Here is a 21,750-nt window from a genome sequence, read left to right as displayed (position 1 = left end):
GTCGTATTACACAAAAGTTTTACATGTCTGTGTTAGAATGCACACTATGAATAGACGTACCTTTATAGCACTGAGTGCTTCATCACCTTTTTTTTTAAACATGGATGCTTATGCTAAAGATGTTCCTGCTTCTGTGTGGAAAACCATAGAAAGTGTCCAAGAAGTCTTATTTCCTGCAACAGAGCAGATGCCTTCTGCAAAAAATGTCAATGCCCTTTCCTTTTTAATCGTCAATAGCGCCAGTCACTATTTTGATCAAAATGATTTGGAACTTTTGATCAAAGGAGCTTCTATTTTTAACCAAAAATTTTCTCATTTCTTTCAAGAAAATGCAGAAGCTCAATACCGTATCGTAGAGCTAGCAAGTGAGGATCCTTATTTGGAGCAATGGCTCTCACGGCTGATTTATTACACGCTTGAAGCAATGTTTGGTGATCCAATTTACGGGGGAAACACACAAGAAATAGGATGGAAATCTGTTTTACATCTAAAGGGAGAACCTCGTCCTAAAAGTACCTATGGGAGCAAAATATGACGTATGATGTGTGTATTGTAGGAAGCGGCGCAGGTGCTGGGCCTATTGCTTATGAACTCTCTTGTGCGGGGAAAAAAGTGGTGATCCTTGAAAAAGGAGACATCTACAGTGAAAAAGATTTTTCAAAAGATGAGATAGCCTATACCAAGCGAGATGTTTTTACACCAAAATTAAGAGACGAATACCATGTCATTGAGAGCTTTGAAGAGGAAAAATGGATCAAAACGCCTTCGTATGAAAATAACTGGAGTTTCTGGAATGGTAGCCTTTTGGGAGGCTCTTCAAACTTTATGAGTGGATTTTTCCATCGCCTCAAACCCAATGATTTTAAATTAAAATCTCTTTATGGGGCTTATGAAGGAGCCAATATTGAAGATTGGCCTATTACGTATGAAGAGCTTGAACCTTTTTATGAACTCACAGAGAGAATCGTAGGAGTCTCAGGCGAGATAACAGAGTACGCTCACCAAGAACCACGAAGTACCACGCAATATCCGTACCTTCCTTTAGCGGAACATCCTATTGTTGAAAATTTTGACACGGCTTGCAAGGCTTTGCATTTTACGCCTTTTAAAACGCCTAGGGCTATTATCTCAGAGCCTAAGGAAGGGCGAAACCCTTGTTATTACTCCAATTACTGCGGCTCGTATGCCTGTTCGAGTGGAGCAAAGGGAAGTTCACGTGCTGCGCTTATTCAGCCCGCTTTAGCAACGGGAAATCTGCATATTATCGCCAATGCGTTTGTTGTGAAATTAGAAACAGATAACACACGCACCATTAAAAGAGCCCAGTACCTCACAAAAGAAGGGACTAAAAAGTATGTCAATGCTAAGCTTTTTATCCTTGCAGCACAAGCAGTGGAGAGTTCTCGCTTATTATTAAATTCAAAAAACAAGGCATTTCCAAAAGGACTTGCTAACTCATCAGGGGCTGTTGGAAAAAATATGATATTTTCAGGCGGAGGTATCGGTTCAGGAGAGTTTGATTTAAGCCATTTTAATCAAGAGACACTTTTACAAGCAGGGCTTTTTGTCAATCGCGCACTCAAAGATTGGTATTTTACACAAGAGTTTAAAGGGGGCGTTGTTGATTTTTTATTTGAACATGCCAATCCGATACGACGTGCAAACAGCCTTAAAAGAGAAGATGGGACATTGATCTTTGGGAAAAAACTTCAAGATAAAATTTTTCAAACCTTAACAACAAAAAGGGTACTCAATTTTGAAGTCTTTAATGATTGGATGCCCAATGACAACTGTTTTGTCTCTGTTGATGAAGCATACAAGGATAAATACGGTATTCCTGTTGCAAATATTCGCATAGGAGCGCATCCTCAAGATGTTATAGTGGGAGAATTTTTAGCCCAAAAAGCGGTACAGGTGCTTGAAAAAATGGGAGCAAAAAATATTACCTACGCTATTTCACCACTGCCTCCACAAAATCTTCAAGCAGGAGGATGTCGTTTTGGAAATGATCCGGAAAAACATGTACTCAATCGTTATTGTCAAAGCTATGACATACACAATCTTTTTGTAACCGACGGTAGCTTCATGCCAACGGGAGGAAGTGTGCCTTATACATGGACGATTTATGCCAATGCCTTTCGCGTTGCAGATTATATTAAAAAGCATTTTGATACTCTATTGAAAACTTAAAAAAATTGGTTTATCTCTTGCTAGATTGATATCATTCATCTTGACTTATAGTGTGTTTGGTGCTACTTCAATCACTTGTCCATCAATCATCTTCGATGAAGATTTGCCCTTCAAGAAAAGTATTCACTCTTTTTACATGTAAGGAATTAAAGCCTTACATGTAAAGAAATAAAAGTGAATGGTTAGTATATCCACCCAAGTTGAAGCAGTAGTTTCGTCTCGTGGGATGACTGTTTGTTTGGATAAAACAATCTGCTCATTTTTGTAAAAAAGGGAGCGTGTCTCTTTGTTGTAGCAAAAATCAGGATGTGTATTTTTATTTTTTATAGTAGTAGCAACCAGTTTCAATTCGGCATTAAAATCAATTTCTTTAAAAGGCTTTGTGATATAAGCGGCAGGGTTGGTGCTTAATGCTTTTTCAATCATCGCATCATCGCCATAAGAGGTAAGGTATATAACACAAAAATCACTCATCATCTTTAAGTTTTTAACGATTTCTATCCCTGATTCATCATTTTCAAGTTTGATGTCACTGAGGACAATATCGGGTTTATTGGGTTCAAAAAGCGTGTGTGCCTCTTCAAAATTACCCACATGACCTGTAACAACAAAGCTTTTTTTTCTAAAATCTTTTTAAGATTAAGGGCTGAAGAGGCTCATCTTCGATTATCATCACCTTAAGCATGGGTGCCTTTTTAAAACTATAAAATGTATATAACTAACGTAAAAGTTAATTATATACATTTAGCGTGAAACGAGTATTAAAACAGGAGTATTTTACCGCCCTCCTCGTCCACCGCCTTTTCCATTGCCACCTGAGCCACCCGTTCCTGAGCCGTTGCCACTTCCCGAACCTGCACCCATACTTCCTGCTGTTGTGCTAGAAGTACGGGCTTGGGTTAACGCTTGACGCTCTTCTTGACTCAGTGTTTGCATTTTTTCCTGCATCGCCGCTTGAAAAGCTGTTCTATCTTCGGCAGGAATGGTTCCTCTCATGGCACTGAGTTCGGTTGCGCTCATTGCGGTATAGTCTGTTGCAAAAGAGACAACGCCTAAAAATACCAACGCTAAAAGACTCTTTTTCATCTATGCTCCTTTGTAGATAGTGATAATGAAACTATACGGTGAATGTGTTAGCGAAGTATTAAGGATAAATTTTTTTTACTTTAACACTTCATTAACAGATATTTGCTATTCTTTGAGTAAGGAGCACTCCATGTCAAAAATCTTACTGCTTGAAGATGACTACCTCTTAAGTGAAACACTCAAAAGCTTGCTGATGGGTGAAGGGTATGAAGTTGTGCATGCCGATGATGGAGAAGAGGCGCTGAGTTATTCGTATGAAACTAGTTTTGATCTCTATCTTTTCGACATCAATGTTCCACTGCTAAACGGTCTTGATCTGCTCAAACTCCTGCGTGAGAGTGGCGATACAACACCTGCTTTTTTTATTAGTGCGTATAAAGACATTCAAACGATTACCAAAGCGTTTGATAGTGCTTGCGATGATTACATCAAAAAACCTTTTGAGTTTGACGAGCTTTTAGTGCGCATTAAAGCGCATATACTTAAAAAAAATCCCGTTCTCTCGTACGGCTCCATTGCCTACGATCTCTTAAACAAACGCATTTTCCACAAGGGGAAAGAGGTTGATCTTGGCTTTGTGGAGAAAGAAATTTTTGATCTTCTGATGCGAAACATGGGTCAAACCATCTTCAAAGAGCATTTTTTTGATGTGATGGAGAAGCCAAGCGATGTTGCACTGCGCGTGCATATCACCAAACTCAAACAGCGTTTTTCGTTACAGGTCATCAACGTCAAAGGTATAGGATACCGTCTTGAAAAAATATGAGAAAGAGGCTTTTTTTAAAACATTTGGTATTTTCTTTGCCACACTGATGCTTCTGACCACACTAGTTGCCTATTTTTACTACAACGAACAAAAGCACATTATGGAAGAGCAAATCTTCTCAGAAATGAGATCTTTTACCTATGATTTTCAAAACAATGCCTTTGATATGGACGTCATTCCTTACGATAGCACTGTCGATGAGCTCAATTTACAGCCATGTGATCGCGGTATGTGTGGGTATTTCACCATTCCAAGTGCAAAAAATTCCATGTTTAAAGTCATTATGCCAAGCCAACACTATGAGGCGCAGCTTCATGCGCTTTTTAACAAAGTGCTCGTGATCTTAAGCCTTCTTTTGTGTGCCATCATTGCCTTTTCACTTTTGTACTCGTTTTACGCGCTCTATCCGCTCAAACATGCCCTCTATCTTTTGGAAAGCTTTTTAAAAGACATGATCCACGACCTTAACACGCCTGTCACGTCTATACTGCTTAATACAAAAGCTATCGCACAATCAGCACCCTCTGAAGCGTTAGAGCGTATTGAACTCGCCGCAAAAACCATCGCTTCACTGCACCGTAATTTAGAAAGTTTACACCAAGGATTTATCCCTAAAAAAAGCGAAGTTGATCTTGAAAAACTTTTACATGTAAGGGCAAAACTCTATCAGAAACTCTACCCAAAACTGACGTTTATCTTTAAAACAGAGCCGTGCATCGTCCACAGCGATCCCGATTCTATTGCGCGTATTTTTGACAATCTCATCTCAAATGCGTGTAAATACAACCGTAAAAACGGTTCCATCATACTAAGCAATGTTGGAAATCGCGTCAACATCCGCGACACAGGCATTGGCATCAAAAACTGCAAACGTGTCTATGAGCGGTACTATAAAGAGAGTGAAAAAGGGCTTGGACTTGGACTGAATATCGTTAAAACATTGTGCGATACTTTAGCCATTCAGATCACCCTTGAAAGTCATCCAGAGACTGGCACATCGATCACCCTGCTTTTCGTACCCGAGGAGAAAGCATGAAATACGCAACATTTGCCATTTTGCTTATGGTTCACCTTTATGCTTTTGATGAAAAGGATGTTGAACAAGAGATACAGACGAGTAAGAGTATTGAAGAGCTCACCACACACATGATCTCAGCTCCTAGGCAGTTCCGTCAGCGTTATATTCAAGCGATTAAAGAGCGTGCAAGAATTGAAAATGAAGCCAAACGAGAGCAATTGATGGCTGATCTGAATGCTGAAAAAAGCGAAGATGTGCAAACGCAACAGATCAATGCACTGACAGGCAGAAACTCCAATGCAAACAGTTCTACTGGCGCATGCAATGGCAAAGGAGGTAGTAGCGGTAATGGAAAAGGAGGTGGAGGTAAAGGTGGAAAATAAAAAAAAGAAGAGAGCCGAAGCCCTCAACTTCATAGGAACTATCTAACGCAGTCGAAGAAATAGTCGGTTTTTGCGATCTCTTTTGTCTCTTCATCCAACGCGTCTAAGACGGAGTTGGTAATCCATGTTAAAAGATTTAGCGCACCTTCGTATCCGCTGATAGAGTATCGGTGTAGATGGTGTCTGTCAAAAATTGGGAAGCCAATTCTGATCAAAGGAATTTTGGTATCTCTATAAAGCTCTTTACCATAAACGTTACCGATCATGAAATCAACTGGCTCTGTAAAGAGAAGGCTTCTTAAATGCCATAAGTCTTTACCACCCCAGATGTGACACTCTTCTTTGAACGTACATTTGTCAAGAATCGCTTGCATCTCTTTTTCCCAGTTTTTACGTGGGGCATTGTGGCAAAGAACGTGTACAGGAATCGCTCCCATTTCAACCAAGAAAGAGACAACACCTAACAAGAAGTCAGGATCTCCCCAGATTGCGAACTTTTTACCGTGCATATACGGATAGCTGTCTTGCATCGCATCTACAAGTTGACCACGAAGTTTTGTAAGCTCTGCAGGAACTGGTTTGCCTGTAAGCTCGCTTAGTTTCATAACAAACTCATCGGTGCCACCTAAGCCAATTGGATTACATGTAACGTAGTTTTGTTTCCAATCACCTTTGATCATCTTCGCAGTAGCCTGTGTAGAGTACTTTTGAAGAGAGATCGTCGTACCTGCGCCTCTTGCTGTTTTTGCAACAGAGAGTGGTGTACCGCCAGAGAAGAGTTTGTACTCACCCGCTGGTGTGTTCCACTGATCTTCATGATCACCGATCATTACGATCTTGTCGCTGAACATAGAAGCGATTTTTTTCACTTCTTTCAAGCTTCCAAGGTATGACTCAAAACCAGGAATGATGTTGATGCGCTCAGCATCTTTTTCAACTTCAACGCCCTCTTCAACCATGTTAAGCTCTTGAAGAATCGCGTTCATCATATTGTCATAACCGGTGATGTGGCTACCAACAAATGAAGGTGTGTGTGCCGCTGGGATTGGTGTACTATCAAGTTCACCTTCAGCATCTTTGCGAGCACCGATAACAAAAGCGTTCAAGTCATCACCGATAACTTCTGCCATACATGTGGTAGAAACCGCGATCATGTCTGGTTTGTAAAGCGCTTTACAGTTACGTAAACCCTCTTTCATATTTGAAAGACCACCAAATACCGCTGCACTCTCGCTCATAGAGTCAGACACACACGGTGTTGGCTCTTTAAAGTGACGTGTAAAGTAGCTTCTAAAGTACGCCACACAACCGTGACTACCATGAACGTAAGGCATCGTGTTTTCAAAACCAAGAGCCGCCATAACAGCGCCCAAAGGTTGACACGCTTTAGCTGGGTTGATCGTGATGTGCTCACGTGCTAAGTTTTTCTCACGGTATTCCCATGTGGTTGTCCACTTAGCAATTTCGATTACTTTTTCAGGGTTCGTTGAACCTGTGTTACTTTCAAATTGCTTTTTGTTTTTGAAAACTTCTTGATACTCTGGTTTTAAAAAGAGCTTCTGCCCATTTACTATGTTTTCTACGTCTTGCATTGTGCTCTCCTTATTTAGATTCCCATGGTGCTTTGGTGTGAGCCCATACTGGGGAGTTCAACGCCAAATCCATGTCTTTTGCAAAAATTGCAAAGGCATCGTATCCATGATACGGACCACTATAATCCCAAGAGTGCATTTGTCTAAATGGTAATCCCATTTTTTGGAAAACGTACTTCTCTTTAACACCGCTCGCTACTAAATCCGGTTTAAGTCTTTTGACAAATTGCTCTAATTCGTACTCGTTGGTATCGTCATAGATCAAGGTTGTGCTATTAAGCTCATCTTTGGTACGTTTGTAGTCATCACCATGTCCGAACTCATAACCCGTTCCAATAATTTTCATTCCCAAATCTTCGTAAGCACCGATAACGTGACGAGGGCGTAAGCCACCGACGTAAAGCATTACGGTTTTGCCTTCTAATTTCGGGCGGTATTTAGCAACAACAGCGTCTGTCATTGCAGTGTATTTAGCGATAACCGCTTCGGTTTTAGCTTGAATGCTCTCATCAAAGAACGCCGCAATTTTGCGTAAGCTCTCTGTTGTTTTGCTTGGACCAAAGAAGTTATATTCCATCCAAGGCACACCAAATTCTTGCTCCATGTGACGAACAACGTAGTTCATACTTCGGTAGCAGTGTAGAAGGTTGATTTTCGCTTTTGGAGCGATTGTTAACTCTTTATAGGTTGCATCACCACTCCATTGAGCGATAACACGAAGACCCATCTCTTCAAGTAAAATTCTTGAACTCCACGCATCACCACCGATGTTATAGTCGCCGATAATTGCAACATCATACGGAGTTGATTCAAAATCTTTTTTATACGAATTATCAGGTAAAACCTCATCACGAATCATATCGTTCGCGATATGGTGACCGAGACTTTGTGAAACACCACGGAAACCTTCGCAAGAAACCGCAACGGTAGGCTTGCCAGACTCTTTTTTGTAGCCTTTAGCTACCGCTTGGATATCATCACCAATCAACCCGATTGGGCATTCACTCTGAATTGAGATACCGTTGTTAAGTGGAAAAAGCGCGTCAATTTCAGCCAGTGCAGCTTTAAGCTTTTTATCGCCACCGAAAACGATGTCTTTTTCATTGTAATCTGTTGTGAAGTTCATAGTTACATAGGTATCAACACCTGTTGTTCCGATGTAATAGTTTCTTCTACCAGCACGGCTATATTGACCACAACCAACCGGTCCGTGAGAGATATGAATCATATCTTTCACAGGACCCCAAACAACACCCTTACTTCCAGCATAAGCACAACCTCTTTGGCTCATGACACCTGGAACGGTCTGTTTGTTGCTCTTGGTTGCATCACAAGCACCTTTGACACCTTCAGGCATATCAACGCCAAGGTGTTTTTCTCTACTTTTTTTCGCCTTTTCAGGGTAAGCAGCAAGTACTTCCGCGATCGCGGCTTCTTGTTGGCTTAGTAGTGTTTCTGTTGTCATGCTCTTTTCCTTTATATTTAAAAAGTACGCTTAAGCGACTTTGACCCTGTAGAGAAGCATATCGTCGAGTTTTCTGCAAACGGCTGCTGTTGCGCCACCATCGACGGCTTTTGAAACTTCACTCATTTGATACTTGTTGGTGTAAAAAATCATTTTGTATTCGCCTTCAATGTCTGATTTTTTATAGTAATCAGCCAATGCTGCGAAAAGGAATGATCCTTTTTCAACTCTAAGGTCTTCTTGTTTGATACCATCACGGTTTTCACTTGTAAGGACTGCGTAACTGACATCTGAAAGATCGCCAACTTCTGCTGTGATTCTCTCTACGACTTGCTCATGACTAATTTTATTTCCCAAAGATGCTGGGAAGTGGTATCCGCAAATAAACATGGTGTGCTCCTCTTTTTATTTTTTTATAACGTCAAAAGGGCAAAGCTCTTTTGACTACGTTTGCCACTGGGGCGCTAAAGCTTGCCAACGATGTTGGCAGATATTTTCGGTTTAATTACGCTGTTGCTTTTTTGCCGATAGCGTCTGCTTCGACTTCTTCTTCCAAACCAAACTCCATCAACAATGCCTCAAGATCATCCATCTCTAACGGTTTAGGGATCACTTTAAGATCATTTGCAATGATTTTACGAGCAAGCTCTTTGTACTCAAATGCTTGGTCTGTTTTATCTGCAAACTCAACAACGGTCATACGACGAAGTTCTGCACGTTGAACGTGGTTAGAACGAGGTACGAAGTGAATGAGTTGTGTTCCGATTTGCTCAGCAAGATGTTTTGAAAGATCGTATTCACGGTCTGTCATACGTGCATTACAAATAAGACCAGCAAGTCTAACACCACCAGTGTTTGCGTATTTCAAAATACCTTTAGAGATGTTGTTCGCAGCATACATAGCCATCATCTCACCTGACATAACGATGTAGATCTCTTGTGCTTTACCTTCACGAATTGGCATCGCAAATCCACCACAAACAACGTCACCAAGTACGTCGTAAGAAACGAAATCTAAATCTTGGTCATAAGCACCCTCTTCTTCAAGGAAGTTAATCGCTGTAATAACACCACGTCCTGCACAACCAACTCCTGGCTCTGGTCCACCTGACTCTGCACACATGATAAAACCTTCTGTAATATCTGTATTTGCAGGATCAAACTCAGCAGCACCTGGTTTACATACATCTTCAAGCTCTAGGTCTTCAACTGTACCTGCCTCTGAAGCTAGTTGCATAATGGTACATTGTGCTTTTTCATGCAAGATAAGACGTGTTGAATCAGCTTTTGGATCACATCCAACGATAAGAATTTTTTTACCGAAGTAGTGCGCCATTGCCGCAAGTGTATTTTGTGAAGTGGTTGATTTACCAATTCCGCCTTTGCCGTAAAAAGCAATTTGTCTGAGTTCAGCCATTTTGTTCTCCTTTGTGAGTTTATATTTCACCAGACACTTTTGCATATTGTGTTCCGTAGAAAAAAATACGCTTGAAAAAATAAAAAATATAAAGCGAAATATCTACATGTAAAATGTCAATATTCAAAGGTGGGTAGGAGGGTATAATCCATTGCTATAATATGGAAAGGAGAGAGTATGCAAACATTTTTTGAAGACTATAAAACGATCATTATCTTTTTACACATTCTTTCGGCGGTTGTGTGGGTAGGAGGGATGATTGCGATTAAATTTGCTGTACACCCTGTGATCCAGACAATTGACGAACCCAAAATAAGGCTTGGAACTAACTTGCGCATCGTCGGAAGACTGTTCAATCTTGTGATGCCTTTTATTGTCATGAGCATCCTCTGCGCCCTTCTCATCATCCAAGGAGCTGGCTATGCAGGTGGATTTATTTATCTTAAAGAAGCGATTTGGACTGTTATGAGTCTTAATTATATGTATATGTACATCCAACGCAAGCAAGCACAAACACTCTTTAACCGTGGTGATTTGGCAGGTGCCAAAGCAAAAATGCAACTGCTCCCTACAATTTTACTGCCTATCAATATTGTCTTGGGAGTTGTCGCCATTTTTTTAGGGGTTATGCTCAGAGGTTAAGATATTTTTTTATAAAATACCTTGTCAAAAAATATACAAAGAAGCTACATGAGAACAGAAAGATTAAGACTAAGAGCATTAAACCAAGAAGATAGCAAAACCTTATATGAACTGATTTTTAGTGATAAAGATGTTATCAAATATACTTTTGGAAAAGATACTATTTCAGAGCAAAACATATATGAGTATGTAAAGCAGATAGGCTTAAAAGTTTTAGAAAACAATACTACAAAAGAAATAATAGGTTTAGCAGGTGTTCTGCCTTGTTCTTATTTGCAAGAAGATGACTATGAATTCGGTTTTATCTTGGCAAAAAAATTTTGGGGACTAGGATATGCAAGTGAAATTGGTAAAGCCCAAATAGAATCAATCAAAAATTCTTTGTTAAAAAACAGAGCTATTGCAACAGTTTATCATGAAAACTTTGCATCTATAAAATGTATAGAAAAACTTGGGCTCAAATACGAAACAACAATTTCTACAGATAGAGGAGAGAGGCTAGTCTACCTATTGAATTTTAAGTAGCTTCTTTTTTTACTTCAATAAAACCATTAAGACTAAAGAGAGAAAAGAGGACAAGCCCCATTTTCGTCTTTATTCTCAAGACCTTTAGTCTCATAAATTGACAAAAAGTTGAAAGTTTAGCCCCGACATCTAAAATTCAAGACCAGAATCCAATAGTTAATTAGGTAGCCTGACAACTAGCTCCATTTCAACTTGAAGGTCTGGCGCTGCCAGCGTCGCGACACCAACTCCAGTAACACAAGGTTGAGCCCCTTCAAAAGTTGCTAGAAACGATGGCATGAGTTCTTCCAATCGTTCGGGCGTAAGGTTGACCACATAAATACGTGCAATCACAACATCATGCGGCGTAGCGCCAACAGCATCTAATGCAGCCTTCGCGTTGAGCGAGACAATACTCATTTGTTCTGCTAACCCTTTAGGTACAGTCTGACCATCTGGCCGCCACGCAACTTGACCAGATATATAAGCCATACGCCCTGGCTCAACTATTGATATTTGTGAGTATCCCATTTCGCCAGCATTCGGTAATGTCGATGGATTAAGACGGACAATTAAATTCTTCATATTTTCTCCGAAGATAGGATGATGTTAAAATGAACATTATATTATGAAACAGTCTGTTTCTTACTAAATCTATAACTTTAGGGGTCAGGGCTGAATTTTAACTCTTTGCCAAAGATTTATTGCTTAATTTAAATAAAGTAGCCTGTCCCCATTATATTGCCCATTATATGCCATTATCCATAATACAACGAGAAAGCATTCAAAGATTTTTCCTCTTTTACTTTTGCGTTACCAAAGCGTCCTTACACCGCTCTTAACCCTGTTTTATTCGCTTTTGCCATTTTTTCGCCATTTTTTTTTGTCATATTGGAAACGCTAGAACACTTATATGTTGAATGGTATATAATCTCATTCTTAGAATAAAGGTTTTTAATGATACAAAATCCGCTGAGACATTTAAATATTCTATTTGTTGAAGATGAAGAGAACATACGGAAGCATATCGCCAACGCTCTAGGCTATATTGTCCATGAGATCAAAGAAGCCTCTAATGGACAAGAGGCATTAGAAATACTCAAAACGTTTTCTCCCGATATTATTATGACCGATCTTGAAATGCCAATCATGAACGGTGTGGAGTTAATTACGACGATTCGCAAAAAAGAGATTGACTCCTGCATTGTTGTTTTAACGGCATATACGAGCCAAGAGTATCTACTACCATTGATTAATATGCACATCGAACATTACGTTATTAAACCAATACGCTTTGAAAAGATGCTAGCGATTTTACAAGAATGTTGTGCGAAATTAGACAAATGTAGCGATTGCCACGATTTACCTCAAGGGTATTACTACGATTGGAATCAGAAAATTTTGACGTATCAATCAAAAAGTATTACACTCACCAAAAAAGAGATTTCATTTTTGGAACTTTTATTTCATAATAAACACCGTATTGTGACCTATGAAGAATTTCAAAGCTACGTTTGGGGCAATGCGGTTATGACTGACGATGCAATTCGTTCGATTGTGAGAAACCTGCGAAACAAGCTCCCCAAAGACATTATTGCCAACCTCTCGGGGATTGGATACAAGCTTGAATAGCATGTTCGTCAAAAGCCTTTTGTGCTTTGCTTTAGGACTGATACCTTCTTACATGCACACCGCCGAACCATACGAAATGGACGATGCAGCAAAGACGAGCCTTACGTATCGCGATCCAAATTCACATTTACATGTCTATATTCCCTCGTTACCTTACGCGTATATTATGCGTTTAATCAACGGAACGCTGGTTAGACTGGATGATTCCAAGCGTGGTTGGGAGTATTTTATTGCCTATAAACATGAAAAACGAGATGAGCTTACCTATGATTTTTGGCTACGTAACGACGTTAAATTTCAAGACGGTACACCCTTAAATGCCGATGCTGTCGTTGAGAATTTTCAACATTTTTTACAGGGTGCATTTACCTATACCGATATTCACCGTAAACTCAAATCCGTTGAAAAGTTAGACGAATACAGCATTCGTATCCATCTGAATGCGCCCTACGGCATGCTCTTTCACGATTTAGCACGCATCAATTTTTATACCAAAGAGTATTACACTCACCATCAATGGTCAAAAAGCATCACCGCCGAAAATACAGCGATCGTCGGACCTTTTGGAGCGGGCCCTTATATTTTAACACAAGGCCATGCAACCGGCTTGTCCCAAAGCGATACCGTCGTTTTAAAAGCCAATCCTTACTATTTTGAAAAATCCCAACCGTATATTCAAACGTTAACGATTCACACACGTATGCCTATTGATAGTGTTATCGATGCATTGAGCAATAACGAAGGCAAAATTGATATTGCCTTTATCCCACTGAATAAAAAAACTGAAATCGTTAATTCAAAATATGCAAAACTTTACACACGTCCCTCAACAACGACGCTCAGTTTTCATATGAACCTCATGAACCCCAAAACGCCCTTGCACGATCTTCGCATACGTCAAGCTCTCAACGAAGCCTTAAATCAAGAAAATCTCGTCAAATTTTCGTATAAAGGAGAAGGTGTTCTTTCACCCTTTCCAATTTCGGCAAATATGTATGCCGCTAAAGCGCTTTCTCAAGCGTATATCCAGCATCCACCCACTCGAATGAGTGACGAGGAGATCACGAACATTTTAAACGGTGTCCATCTCAAAGTCGTAACGCAAGATCGCTTTTTATCAATCTGTAAAGGGATCGAGTATCAGCTTAAACGCTTCGGTGTCACTTTAAGCTACGATGTTACGAGTGACGAAAAATACGTTTTTAGGCAACTCTTAACTAATCGCGAACACCAATACGATTGGGATTTGTTATTATGGGGAAATGAAGATTGGTATGGACATCCTTGGTCAAGTCTGTTTACTCTTTATACACCGAACCAATGGTGCTCAATAGACAAAGACGACACACTTGATACTTACATGCAAACACTTTTTACGCTCGAAAACAGCGATCCTCGTTTTTTACCTTTAATGGATAAAATTTTGCAACATGTGTATGAAAAAGCTTACATGTTAAGTATTCCTTCTCCCAATATGGTTATAGGTATCAATAAAGAAGTGGATTTTACGCCCTCAAGCGTGGCGATTATGCGCCTTTGGGAAGCGAAACTCACACCCTATCATTGGTCGATTCGTTCAGAACCTCTGCCTCAAGAACGCTTACGTTACCGTTTACCGACAAAGGTCTTACCAAATGAATAATCTAAGCATCCGTACTAAATTTCTCATTTTGGGCATTATCGCATTTGTGTCGCTTTTATCGCTAGCACTTCTTTCGATGAATATTAATCAGCGAGGCTTTGCGAACCTTCATCACGTCTTTACCGATTTCAAAAAAGTTCAAAACCTGCAAAGCAACTACATCGAACCGCTTTTTATATTACGCGAAACGATGCTTACACTGGTAATGTCGCCCAACGATGATTATAAAAAACGCGCAGATCAAAAACTTATGCCCATTTTAGACAAACTTGAAACGATGATAGCACAAGCTCCCGAACCGATAGTCGAACAATGGAAACGTTACAAAGAGCTTTTGCTCACAACACGCTCTTACGCTCTGCAAAGTTTCGACGAAGGCTCGTTTATGAATGCAATTTCAGAAGAAAGAGACGCTTTTTATACTCTGATTAATTCTCTTAAAGAATTGCAGGAAGAACGTTTGGAAGACTCTCAATCAACTTTCACGTATGCCGAAAAAAATGTGATTCAAAGCCATTATTACTTGATTGTTGGGTTCTTTTTAATTGCCGTTATTAGCTTTTTATTTGACTCGGTTATCGTCAAACAAATTGTCGAATCAATCGAAAAAGTTCAACACGGATTGCAACAGTTTTTTACCTATTTGAAAAATCCGGCCAAAACGGACGAACAGGTTTTTATTAAACTTGATCATAACGACGAACTTGGGAAAATGGCAAAAACGATCAACCAACATGTTGCAGGCGTACAAGAGACGCTCAACCAAGACCGATTATTAATTCAAGAAGCGACACAAACCGTTAGCAATCTTAAAGAGGGAAAATTTGGTCAACGCTTAAGTTTAAGTTCAAACTATCACGAACTCAACGCCCTTAAAGACGTGATGAATGAAATGATTGACAGTTTAGAACAAAAAATACAAGAGGAGATCAAGCAAAGAAGCGATCAAGAAAAACTTTTAGTCCAACAATCTAAACTTGCCGCTATGGGAAACATGCTTGGCAATATTGCCCATCAGTGGCGCCAACCTATTAGTGAAATTAACGCCATTTTGATGGAAGTCGAGGCCATCGCGCGTTACGATACGTTAAGCCAAGAAGATCTCTTTAAATTCATCCATACTTGCTGCGATGTAACCGAACACATGTCTAATACGATTTATGACTTTCAAAACTTCTTTCAACCCTCTAAAAACAAAGAAAGTTTCAGTGTCATGGAAGCATGCAATAATGCCATATCCATCATCAATGCTTCACTCAAATACCATAATATCACGCTTGCCTACGATTACGCCGCCAAAGACAGCCTTATTATAGGTTATCCCAACGAATTTGCCCATGCCGTTTTAAATATATTATCCAATGCAAAAGATGTCTTGATCGAGCGACGTGTTTTAGAACCCTCCATTCGTATCAATATCAAAATAGGAAAGCAGTTTACGATTATCCGCATCGAAGATAATGGCGGTGGTATCGCACCTGAAAATATTGAGCGTATTTTTGAGCCTTATTTTACGACCAAACACGCCAAACAAGGCACAGGAATTGGACTTTATATGACCAAAGCAATTATCGAAAACAACATGCAAGGCTATGTCAACGTTGAAAACACCGATAAAGGAGCACTTTTTTCCATCAAACTGCATTTACCACTTTAAACGCCATTTTTTTGCCATTTTTTTTCCATTAAATCTACTTTTTAATCCTTTATACTCTTCTTTAGTTTTAAAACATTTCAACTATTGTGGAGGTATTTTATGTGGAAACAAGTCACGGGCATTGTCTTAACATCATGCGCGCTTTTTGCAAACGACGTCGTTTATTCCGTTAAAGAAAAGCCCGTCTATTTAGATGCAATATCTGGAAAAGTCGTGGGAAAACTCCTACCAACCAATGCAATCGAAATTCTTTCGCAAGAGGGCGATAGAATCAAATTTAAGATCACAGGTTATCAAAATAAAAACACGCCCAACGTGATTTATTTTACGGATAAAGCACGTATTTTCTCTTTAGCTTTTGCCAAAAACATCATACCTGTAACGAAAATTGTGGAAAGTAAAGATCAATGGAATATCGTTACCACGGAAGCGTATACAACACAAGGCGATTATGAAAAGAGTGTTGAGCCGATGATGGAAAAAGCCGCAAAACTCTATTCGGACAATTGCTCCATGTGCCATACGCTCAATGCTATCGATCACTTTACTGCCAATCAGTGGCCATCAACGTTTCGCTCGATGTTAGATCGAACGCCGATTCAGAAAGATGATGTGTGGTTAGTGACTCAGTATTTACAAAAGAATGCCAGCGATATGAAAAAGTAAGAGGAGAACATTATGCAAGAAACAATCAATCGAAGAGGATTTTTAAAAATCGGTGCTACCCTAGCAACGGTTCCCGTTTTTTCGCAACTGTCAGGAACCTATTCGCTGTTTGCGAAAGAACCTAGTGATGTGCTCAAAAATGGCGAAGTCATTACAGGAACACACTGGGGTGTTTTAAAAGTAACGTTAAAAGACGGAAAGGTCATTGATTCCAAACCATTTTTTAACACAAGTAAAATTCCCAACTCCCTTCAAGGTAACACCGCCGATATGATCTATAAATCTCGCGTCAAATATCCGATGGTGCGTAAAAGTTACCTTGAGAACCCAAACGATCCAAAACCAGCCCTCAGAGGTAGCGAAGAATTTGTACGCGTCAGTTATGAAGATGCGATCAAACTCGTTGCACGCGAACTCAAAAAAACACGTACCCAAAAAGGTCCTGCAAGCGTTTTTGCGGGAAGTTACGGCTGGAAAAGTGTCGGGAACGTTCACAACTCTAGAATATTACTGCATCGCTTTATGAACTTAAGCGGTGGCTTTACGGGCAGTTTAGGGGACTACTCCACGGGGGCTAGTCAAATTATTATGCCTCATGTTATCGGTAGTATCGGTGTCTATGAGCAACAAACTAGCTGGCCTGTGATCTTAGAGCACTCCAACGTCGTTGTTCTTTGGGGAGCAAATCCCATCAGCACGTTAAAAATTTCATGGCAAGTTGACGACGCGCAAGCATTTGCATATCTGGAAAAACTTAAAGCCAGTGGTAAAAAACTGATTATTATCGATCCAAGACGTTCAGAGACCATTCACTATTTTGATAAAGCCAGATGGATTTCACCGCTTCCCAATACCGATGTAGCGATGATGCTCGGTATAGCAAATCATCTGTATAAAAAAGGGAAATACGACAAAGAGTTCCTCGAAACTTATACGGTCGGATTTGATCGATTTAGCGAATATCTTTTAGGAAAAACTGATGGCATCGATAAAACGACGGCATGGGCAAGTCGTATTTGCGGTATCGATGAAAAAACAATTCAAGAGTTAGCTGAACTCTTTTTTGAGAATCGAACGTTTATGATGAGCGGTTGGGGTATGCAACGCGCACACCACGGAGAACAACCACACTGGATGCTTGTTACCTTAGCATCAATGCTTGGTCAAATTGGACTTCAAGGCGGTGGTTTTTCACTAGGACATCACTACAGTGGAGCAGGTGTACCAACGCGTAAAGGTGCAACAATCGGCGGTATTAATGCGGCGAGCTTGGGTTATTTTGACGAAAACGGTAAATTTATCGGCACGAAAAGTAGCGGAAACGACGCAGCTAGTACAGGGGAGAGTTGGAAATTGAAAGTTTCTGCCTCATCGTTTCCTGTTGCTAGAATTGCTGATGCATTGTTACATCCGGGAAAAACGATACACCATAACGGAAAGATGATTACCTATCCCGACATCGACTTTATCTATTGGGTCGGAGGCAATCCTTTTTCACACCATCAAAATACCAATGAGCTTGTCAAAGCGTGGAAAAAACCTCGTACGATCGTTATGAATTCGATTTACTGGACACCAAGCGCAAAAATGGCAGATATTGTTTTCCCTGCAACTTCACAATATGAGAGAAACGATATTGCAATGATTGGCGATTACTCTAAACACGGTATCTCACCAATGAAACAGCTAGTTGAAAAACAATTTGAGGCCAAAGACGATTATCAAATTTTCAGCGATTTATGTTTGGCATATGCAGGTAAAGAGCTTTTTAACGCTTACACCGAAAATGGTAAAAAAGAGATGGATTGGATCGAAGAGTATTATAACGTCGCTTACAATACGATCTTAAAAACGCCACAGCTTGTGACGGATATGAAACCATTTAAAGTATTTTGGAGCGAAAATAAGCCTGTTGTTTTTAATAGTAGCATGGAAAACGAAAGCTTCGTGAAGTTTAAAGATTTTAGGGATGATCCGATCTTGCAACCACTTGGTACACCATCAGGTATGATTGAGATTTACTCTGATACGATCGCAAAAATGAACTATGACGATTGTAAGGCGTATCCAAGCTGGTTTGAGCCAATTGAATGGCTGGGTATGAAACAAAAACCAGCAGAATTTCATATGTTAAGCCCGCATCCATACGATCGTCTGCATTCACAGCAAAATCAAACACGTTTGCGTGACACGTATGCGGTTGCCAATCATGAGCCGATTTATATCAACCCCAAAGATGCGGCTAAAAAACAGATCAAAAACGGTGATACGGTGCGTGTTTTCAATGCAAGAGGCGAAATTTTAACAGGTGCTGTCGTAACAGACGATGTGATCGAAGGCGTCATTTGTATTTATGAGGGTGTATGGTACGATCCTGAAAAACCAGGTGCGGTAGGAAGCATCTGCAAAAACGGCAGTCCAAATCTTTTAACGATTGATATTCCAACGTCCAAACTGGCAAATGGAAATATTTCGCATACCGCATTGGTCAATATCGAAAAATACACGGGGAAAACACTTCCTCTGACTGCATTCTCCGCTCCTAAAGGAGCCTAAGCCTCCTCGCTCTCTTTGTCTTTCAAAGAGAGCGCTTCTTTTCTTTACATGTAAAAGAGTTATCCATTAAAGTAGCCTGTCACCTTTTTCTCTGTCTAAGGGAGGTTAAAGGTGGAAACTGTCCCCATTTTACCCTTTTATATTTTATCTTAGAAAATAATCTATGGACTAATACATATCATTGACTTTGAATCAATTTTCATCTAAGATAGTTTAAATAACTAATTGTATATTTTTATATACAAATAATAACAAAGAGGGGTTGTACGATGATATTTAAGTCGATTCAAACTAAGATTGTTTTGATAGCTGGGCTTTGCTTGGTTTCAGCAGTTATTCTATTGGTGGGTTACGGGTTGTTTTCATCTAAAAGCACACAAGATGTTGTTTCCGCGGAAGTTTCCTCTTTGTTGACCGAGCTCAACATGGAGAGACTGCAAAATTTAGCCGGCGAGCAAAGTGGTACCATTCAGTCCGAATTAGAGTTAGCTTTGGATGCTGCGCGTACGATGGCTAATACCTTTGAAGTGAGTAAACTCAAACCTAAAGATGGTAAAGAAGCGCTGGGCATTGGCCGCGACCAGCTCAATGCTGTGCTTCTCAATGTATTGAAAAGTAACAAGAGCTTTAATGGTACATACTCCTGTTGGGAGCCAAATGCCATTGATGGCGCTGATGCCAACTTCCGTGTAGACAAAGACGGCAATAATCCAACGACTGGACGCTTTACCCCTTACTGGACGCGTGATGATAAAGGCAATATTGCTGTTCAACCTTTAGTAGAGTACGACACCTACGATAAGCATCCTAACGGCGTTCTTAAAGGAGGCTGGTATATTACCCCACGTGAGCAGAATAAAGAAAGTGTGCTTGGACCTTTGCCTTATATCGTACAAGGTAAGCAAGTATTCCTCGCAACGATGTCTGTGCCAATTCATGTCAATGGTAAATTCTATGGCGTTGCCGGTGCTGACTATAACTTAGACTTTGTTCAAAAAATTGCTGAAAAAGCGGATAAAGCATTGTTTGAAGCCCATGGACAGGTGTCCATCATTGCTGACAATGGTCTGTTGGTAGCCCAAAGCGAGAATCCTTCTATGATTGGAGGTCACTTTAAACAAGTGATGCCTAAAGGTTGGGAAAAGATTTATGAAGCTATTCAAGCAGGTAAGGCGTTAGTTCGTATCAACAATGAGAGTGGCATGATAGAAACGGTTGCGCCAATCAAGCTTGGACAAACGGGTAAACCTTGGGCAGTTTTGATTCAAGTGCCACGAGAAATTATATTGGCTAAAGCGTTGGTACTTGATAAAGACATGAGCGATCGACTTTACAGCAATGCTTCGTTGCAAATTGTCGTTGGTTTTATCGTTGCTTTACTGGCTATTATTGCAATCTATTTTCTTACCACCAGTATTATTGCCAAACCTCTTTTAAGCCTTAAAGAAACTGCCCATGATTTGGCAACGGGTGATGGTGATTTAACCAAAAAATTAGCCATTAAATGTCACGATGAAATTGGTGATGCTTCCCATGAGATTAACCAATTTATCGATAAAGTTCACTCAACCATCAAATTAGCAAAAGACACCAGTTCTGAAAATGCATCGATTGCGCATGAGCTCTTAGCGACAACCCTGCAAGTGGGCAAACGCGTGGAAGACTCTTCAATCATCATTTCTCAAGCCACACACATGTCAAGCGAGACCAAACAAGAAATTGTCTCTTCCGTCAATGAAGCAAAAGCTTCAAAAGAAGAGATTGTTAAGGCAAATAATGAACTCCAAAGTGCTCGTAAGTTCCTTCAAAAACTGGGACAGCGTGTTCAAGAGAGCGCGCAAACAGAGCAAGAACTAGCACAAAAAATCCAACAACTTAGCTCTGATGCCGACCAAGTTAAAAATGTTCTTACCGTCATCAGCGATATTGCTGATCAAACAAACCTTCTAGCACTCAATGCTGCCATCGAAGCTGCACGTGCAGGAGAGCATGGAAGAGGCTTTGCAGTCGTTGCCGATGAAGTACGCACCTTAGCAGAGCGCACCCAAAAAAGTTTGGTTGAAATCAACGCAACCATTAATGTCATTGTTCAAGCTATCACGGACAGCTCAGAGAGAATGAATGTTAATTCAGCACAAATCCAAGAATTAAACGCGCTCGCGGGGGATGTGGAAAGCAAACTGGATAACACTGTTTCTATGATGAATGTTGCAACCAAACTCAATGAAAAAACGGTTAACGACTACATCCAAACAGGTGAAAAAATCGATACCATCGTTTCCAAAATCGAAGAAATCAATACGTTAGCAACGCAAAATACCAGAAGTGTGGAAGAAATCGCAGGGGCGAGTGAGCATCTCAATGAACTCACCACACAACTCAACGCCATTCTCAATCAATTTAGAACATAAGTTAAAGCCCTATTTTAGGGCTTTAATCACTTGATTTTCGTGCCACGTAATCCATCAGTTTTGTTGAAAAAAAGCGTTTGAGCCATGTGCCATTCAGATAAATGGTGACAGGCTACTTTTTAA

General features: G+C 40.1%; 20 protein-coding genes. 13 read left to right on the top strand and 7 right to left on the bottom strand.

The genetic code is table 11. The features are described 5' to 3' along the window. Nucleotides 1-46 precede the first annotated feature (46 nt). Both SHALO_RS06435 and SHALO_RS06430 read left to right on the top strand, forming a co-directional pair. On the top strand, nucleotides 47-535 hold the full coding sequence (locus tag SHALO_RS06435; protein WP_069477869.1) for a gluconate 2-dehydrogenase subunit 3 family protein: 489 nt from the start codon (nucleotides 47-49) through the stop codon (nucleotides 533-535). Then, the gene (locus tag SHALO_RS06430) at nucleotides 532-2,190 is read left to right on the top strand and encodes a GMC family oxidoreductase (RefSeq protein WP_069477868.1); all 1,659 of its coding nucleotides are present in this window, start codon (nucleotides 532-534) and stop codon (nucleotides 2,188-2,190) included. Before SHALO_RS06435 ends, SHALO_RS06430 begins: the two co-directional genes overlap by 4 nt. A gap of 132 nt (nucleotides 2,191-2,322) precedes the next feature. On the opposite strand, the gene SHALO_RS06425 is transcribed toward SHALO_RS06430, so the two are convergent. Both SHALO_RS06425 and SHALO_RS06420 read right to left on the bottom strand, forming a co-directional pair. Then, nucleotides 2,323-2,784 (bottom strand): response regulator, encoded by a 462-nt coding sequence (locus tag SHALO_RS06425; protein ID WP_069477867.1) that lies wholly within the window; start codon nucleotides 2,782-2,784, stop codon nucleotides 2,323-2,325. A 183-nt stretch (nucleotides 2,785-2,967) separates the two neighbouring features. Then, nucleotides 2,968-3,276, bottom strand: coding sequence for a hypothetical protein (locus SHALO_RS06420; protein ID WP_069477866.1), 309 nt, complete (start codon nucleotides 3,274-3,276; stop codon nucleotides 2,968-2,970). 130 nt (nucleotides 3,277-3,406) lie between these two features. Here SHALO_RS06420 and SHALO_RS06415 point away from each other — a divergent pair, with 130 nt between their 5' ends. From SHALO_RS06415 to SHALO_RS06405, 3 genes are read left to right on the top strand one after another with little or no spacing between them, the layout of a single operon-like run. Then, entirely contained in the window at nucleotides 3,407-4,042 is a 636-nt protein-coding gene (locus SHALO_RS06415) for a response regulator transcription factor (RefSeq protein ID WP_069477865.1), read from the top strand. Then, nucleotides 4,029-5,078 carry a sensor histidine kinase gene (locus SHALO_RS06410; RefSeq protein ID WP_069477864.1) on the top strand — a complete coding sequence of 350 codons (1,050 nt, stop codon included), beginning with the start codon at nucleotides 4,029-4,031 and terminating at the stop codon, nucleotides 5,076-5,078. The genes SHALO_RS06415 and SHALO_RS06410 overlap by 14 nt, the downstream gene beginning before the upstream one ends. Next, complete coding sequence (locus SHALO_RS06405; RefSeq protein ID WP_069477863.1) at nucleotides 5,075-5,443, top strand: hypothetical protein; 369 nt, start codon at nucleotides 5,075-5,077, stop codon at nucleotides 5,441-5,443. Before SHALO_RS06410 ends, SHALO_RS06405 begins: the two co-directional genes overlap by 4 nt. Nucleotides 5,444-5,481: 38 nt before the next feature. On the opposite strand, the gene nifK is transcribed toward SHALO_RS06405, so the two are convergent. From nifK to nifH, 4 genes are all read right to left on the bottom strand, one after another. Further along, entirely contained in the window at nucleotides 5,482-7,035 is a 1,554-nt protein-coding gene (gene nifK, locus SHALO_RS06400) for a nitrogenase molybdenum-iron protein subunit beta (RefSeq protein WP_069477862.1), read from the bottom strand. A 10-nt stretch (nucleotides 7,036-7,045) separates the two neighbouring features. Then, nucleotides 7,046-8,500, bottom strand: coding sequence for a nitrogenase molybdenum-iron protein alpha chain (gene nifD, locus SHALO_RS06395; protein WP_069477861.1), 1,455 nt, complete (start codon nucleotides 8,498-8,500; stop codon nucleotides 7,046-7,048). A gap of 30 nt (nucleotides 8,501-8,530) precedes the next feature. Beyond that, complete coding sequence (locus tag SHALO_RS06390) at nucleotides 8,531-8,890, bottom strand: hypothetical protein (RefSeq protein ID WP_069477860.1); 360 nt, start codon at nucleotides 8,888-8,890, stop codon at nucleotides 8,531-8,533. Nucleotides 8,891-9,005: 115 nt separating this feature from the next. Further along, nucleotides 9,006-9,917 (bottom strand): nitrogenase iron protein, encoded by a 912-nt coding sequence (gene nifH / locus SHALO_RS06385; RefSeq protein WP_025344427.1) that lies wholly within the window; start codon nucleotides 9,915-9,917, stop codon nucleotides 9,006-9,008. Nucleotides 9,918-10,094: 177 nt separating this feature from the next. On the opposite strand from nifH, the gene SHALO_RS06380 reads away from it, so the two are divergent. After that, nucleotides 10,095-10,559, top strand: a complete 465-nt coding sequence (locus SHALO_RS06380; RefSeq protein WP_069477859.1) for a hypothetical protein — start codon at nucleotides 10,095-10,097, stop codon at nucleotides 10,557-10,559. A 48-nt stretch (nucleotides 10,560-10,607) separates the two neighbouring features. After that, nucleotides 10,608-11,084, top strand: a complete 477-nt coding sequence (locus SHALO_RS06375) for a GNAT family N-acetyltransferase (protein WP_069477858.1) — start codon at nucleotides 10,608-10,610, stop codon at nucleotides 11,082-11,084. A gap of 156 nt (nucleotides 11,085-11,240) precedes the next feature. Here SHALO_RS06375 and SHALO_RS06370 read toward each other — a convergent pair whose 3' ends face one another. After that, nucleotides 11,241-11,648 (bottom strand): RidA family protein, encoded by a 408-nt coding sequence (locus SHALO_RS06370; protein WP_069477857.1) that lies wholly within the window; start codon nucleotides 11,646-11,648, stop codon nucleotides 11,241-11,243. Between the two features lie 372 nt (nucleotides 11,649-12,020). On the opposite strand from SHALO_RS06370, the gene SHALO_RS06365 reads away from it, so the two are divergent. The 6 genes from SHALO_RS06365 to SHALO_RS06340 all read left to right on the top strand — a co-directional run bounded on the left by SHALO_RS06365 (nucleotide 12,021) and on the right by SHALO_RS06340 (nucleotide 21,627). Then, nucleotides 12,021-12,695, top strand: a complete 675-nt coding sequence (locus tag SHALO_RS06365; protein WP_069477856.1) for a response regulator transcription factor — start codon at nucleotides 12,021-12,023, stop codon at nucleotides 12,693-12,695. 1 nt (nucleotide 12,696) lies between these two features. Next, a complete protein-coding gene (locus tag SHALO_RS06360) occupies nucleotides 12,697-14,337 on the top strand; it encodes an ABC transporter substrate-binding protein (protein WP_069479350.1) in 1,641 nt (546 codons plus the stop codon). Next, entirely contained in the window at nucleotides 14,330-15,994 is a 1,665-nt protein-coding gene (locus SHALO_RS06355) for a sensor histidine kinase (RefSeq protein WP_069477855.1), read from the top strand. Before SHALO_RS06360 ends, SHALO_RS06355 begins: the two co-directional genes overlap by 8 nt. 99 nt (nucleotides 15,995-16,093) lie before the next feature. After that, complete coding sequence (locus SHALO_RS06350) at nucleotides 16,094-16,660, top strand: hypothetical protein (protein WP_069477854.1); 567 nt, start codon at nucleotides 16,094-16,096, stop codon at nucleotides 16,658-16,660. A gap of 12 nt (nucleotides 16,661-16,672) precedes the next feature. After that, on the top strand, nucleotides 16,673-19,216 hold the full coding sequence (locus tag SHALO_RS06345; protein WP_069477853.1) for a molybdopterin guanine dinucleotide-containing S/N-oxide reductase: 2,544 nt from the start codon (nucleotides 16,673-16,675) through the stop codon (nucleotides 19,214-19,216). A gap of 269 nt (nucleotides 19,217-19,485) precedes the next feature. After that, entirely contained in the window at nucleotides 19,486-21,627 is a 2,142-nt protein-coding gene (locus tag SHALO_RS06340; RefSeq protein WP_069477852.1) for a methyl-accepting chemotaxis protein, read from the top strand. Nucleotides 21,628-21,750 lie beyond the last annotated feature (123 nt).

This window comes from Sulfurospirillum halorespirans DSM 13726, from assembly GCF_001723605.1.
Classification (GTDB): domain Bacteria; phylum Campylobacterota; class Campylobacteria; order Campylobacterales; family Sulfurospirillaceae; genus Sulfurospirillum; species Sulfurospirillum halorespirans.
This window is presented reverse-complemented; position numbering and strand designations above follow the sequence as displayed.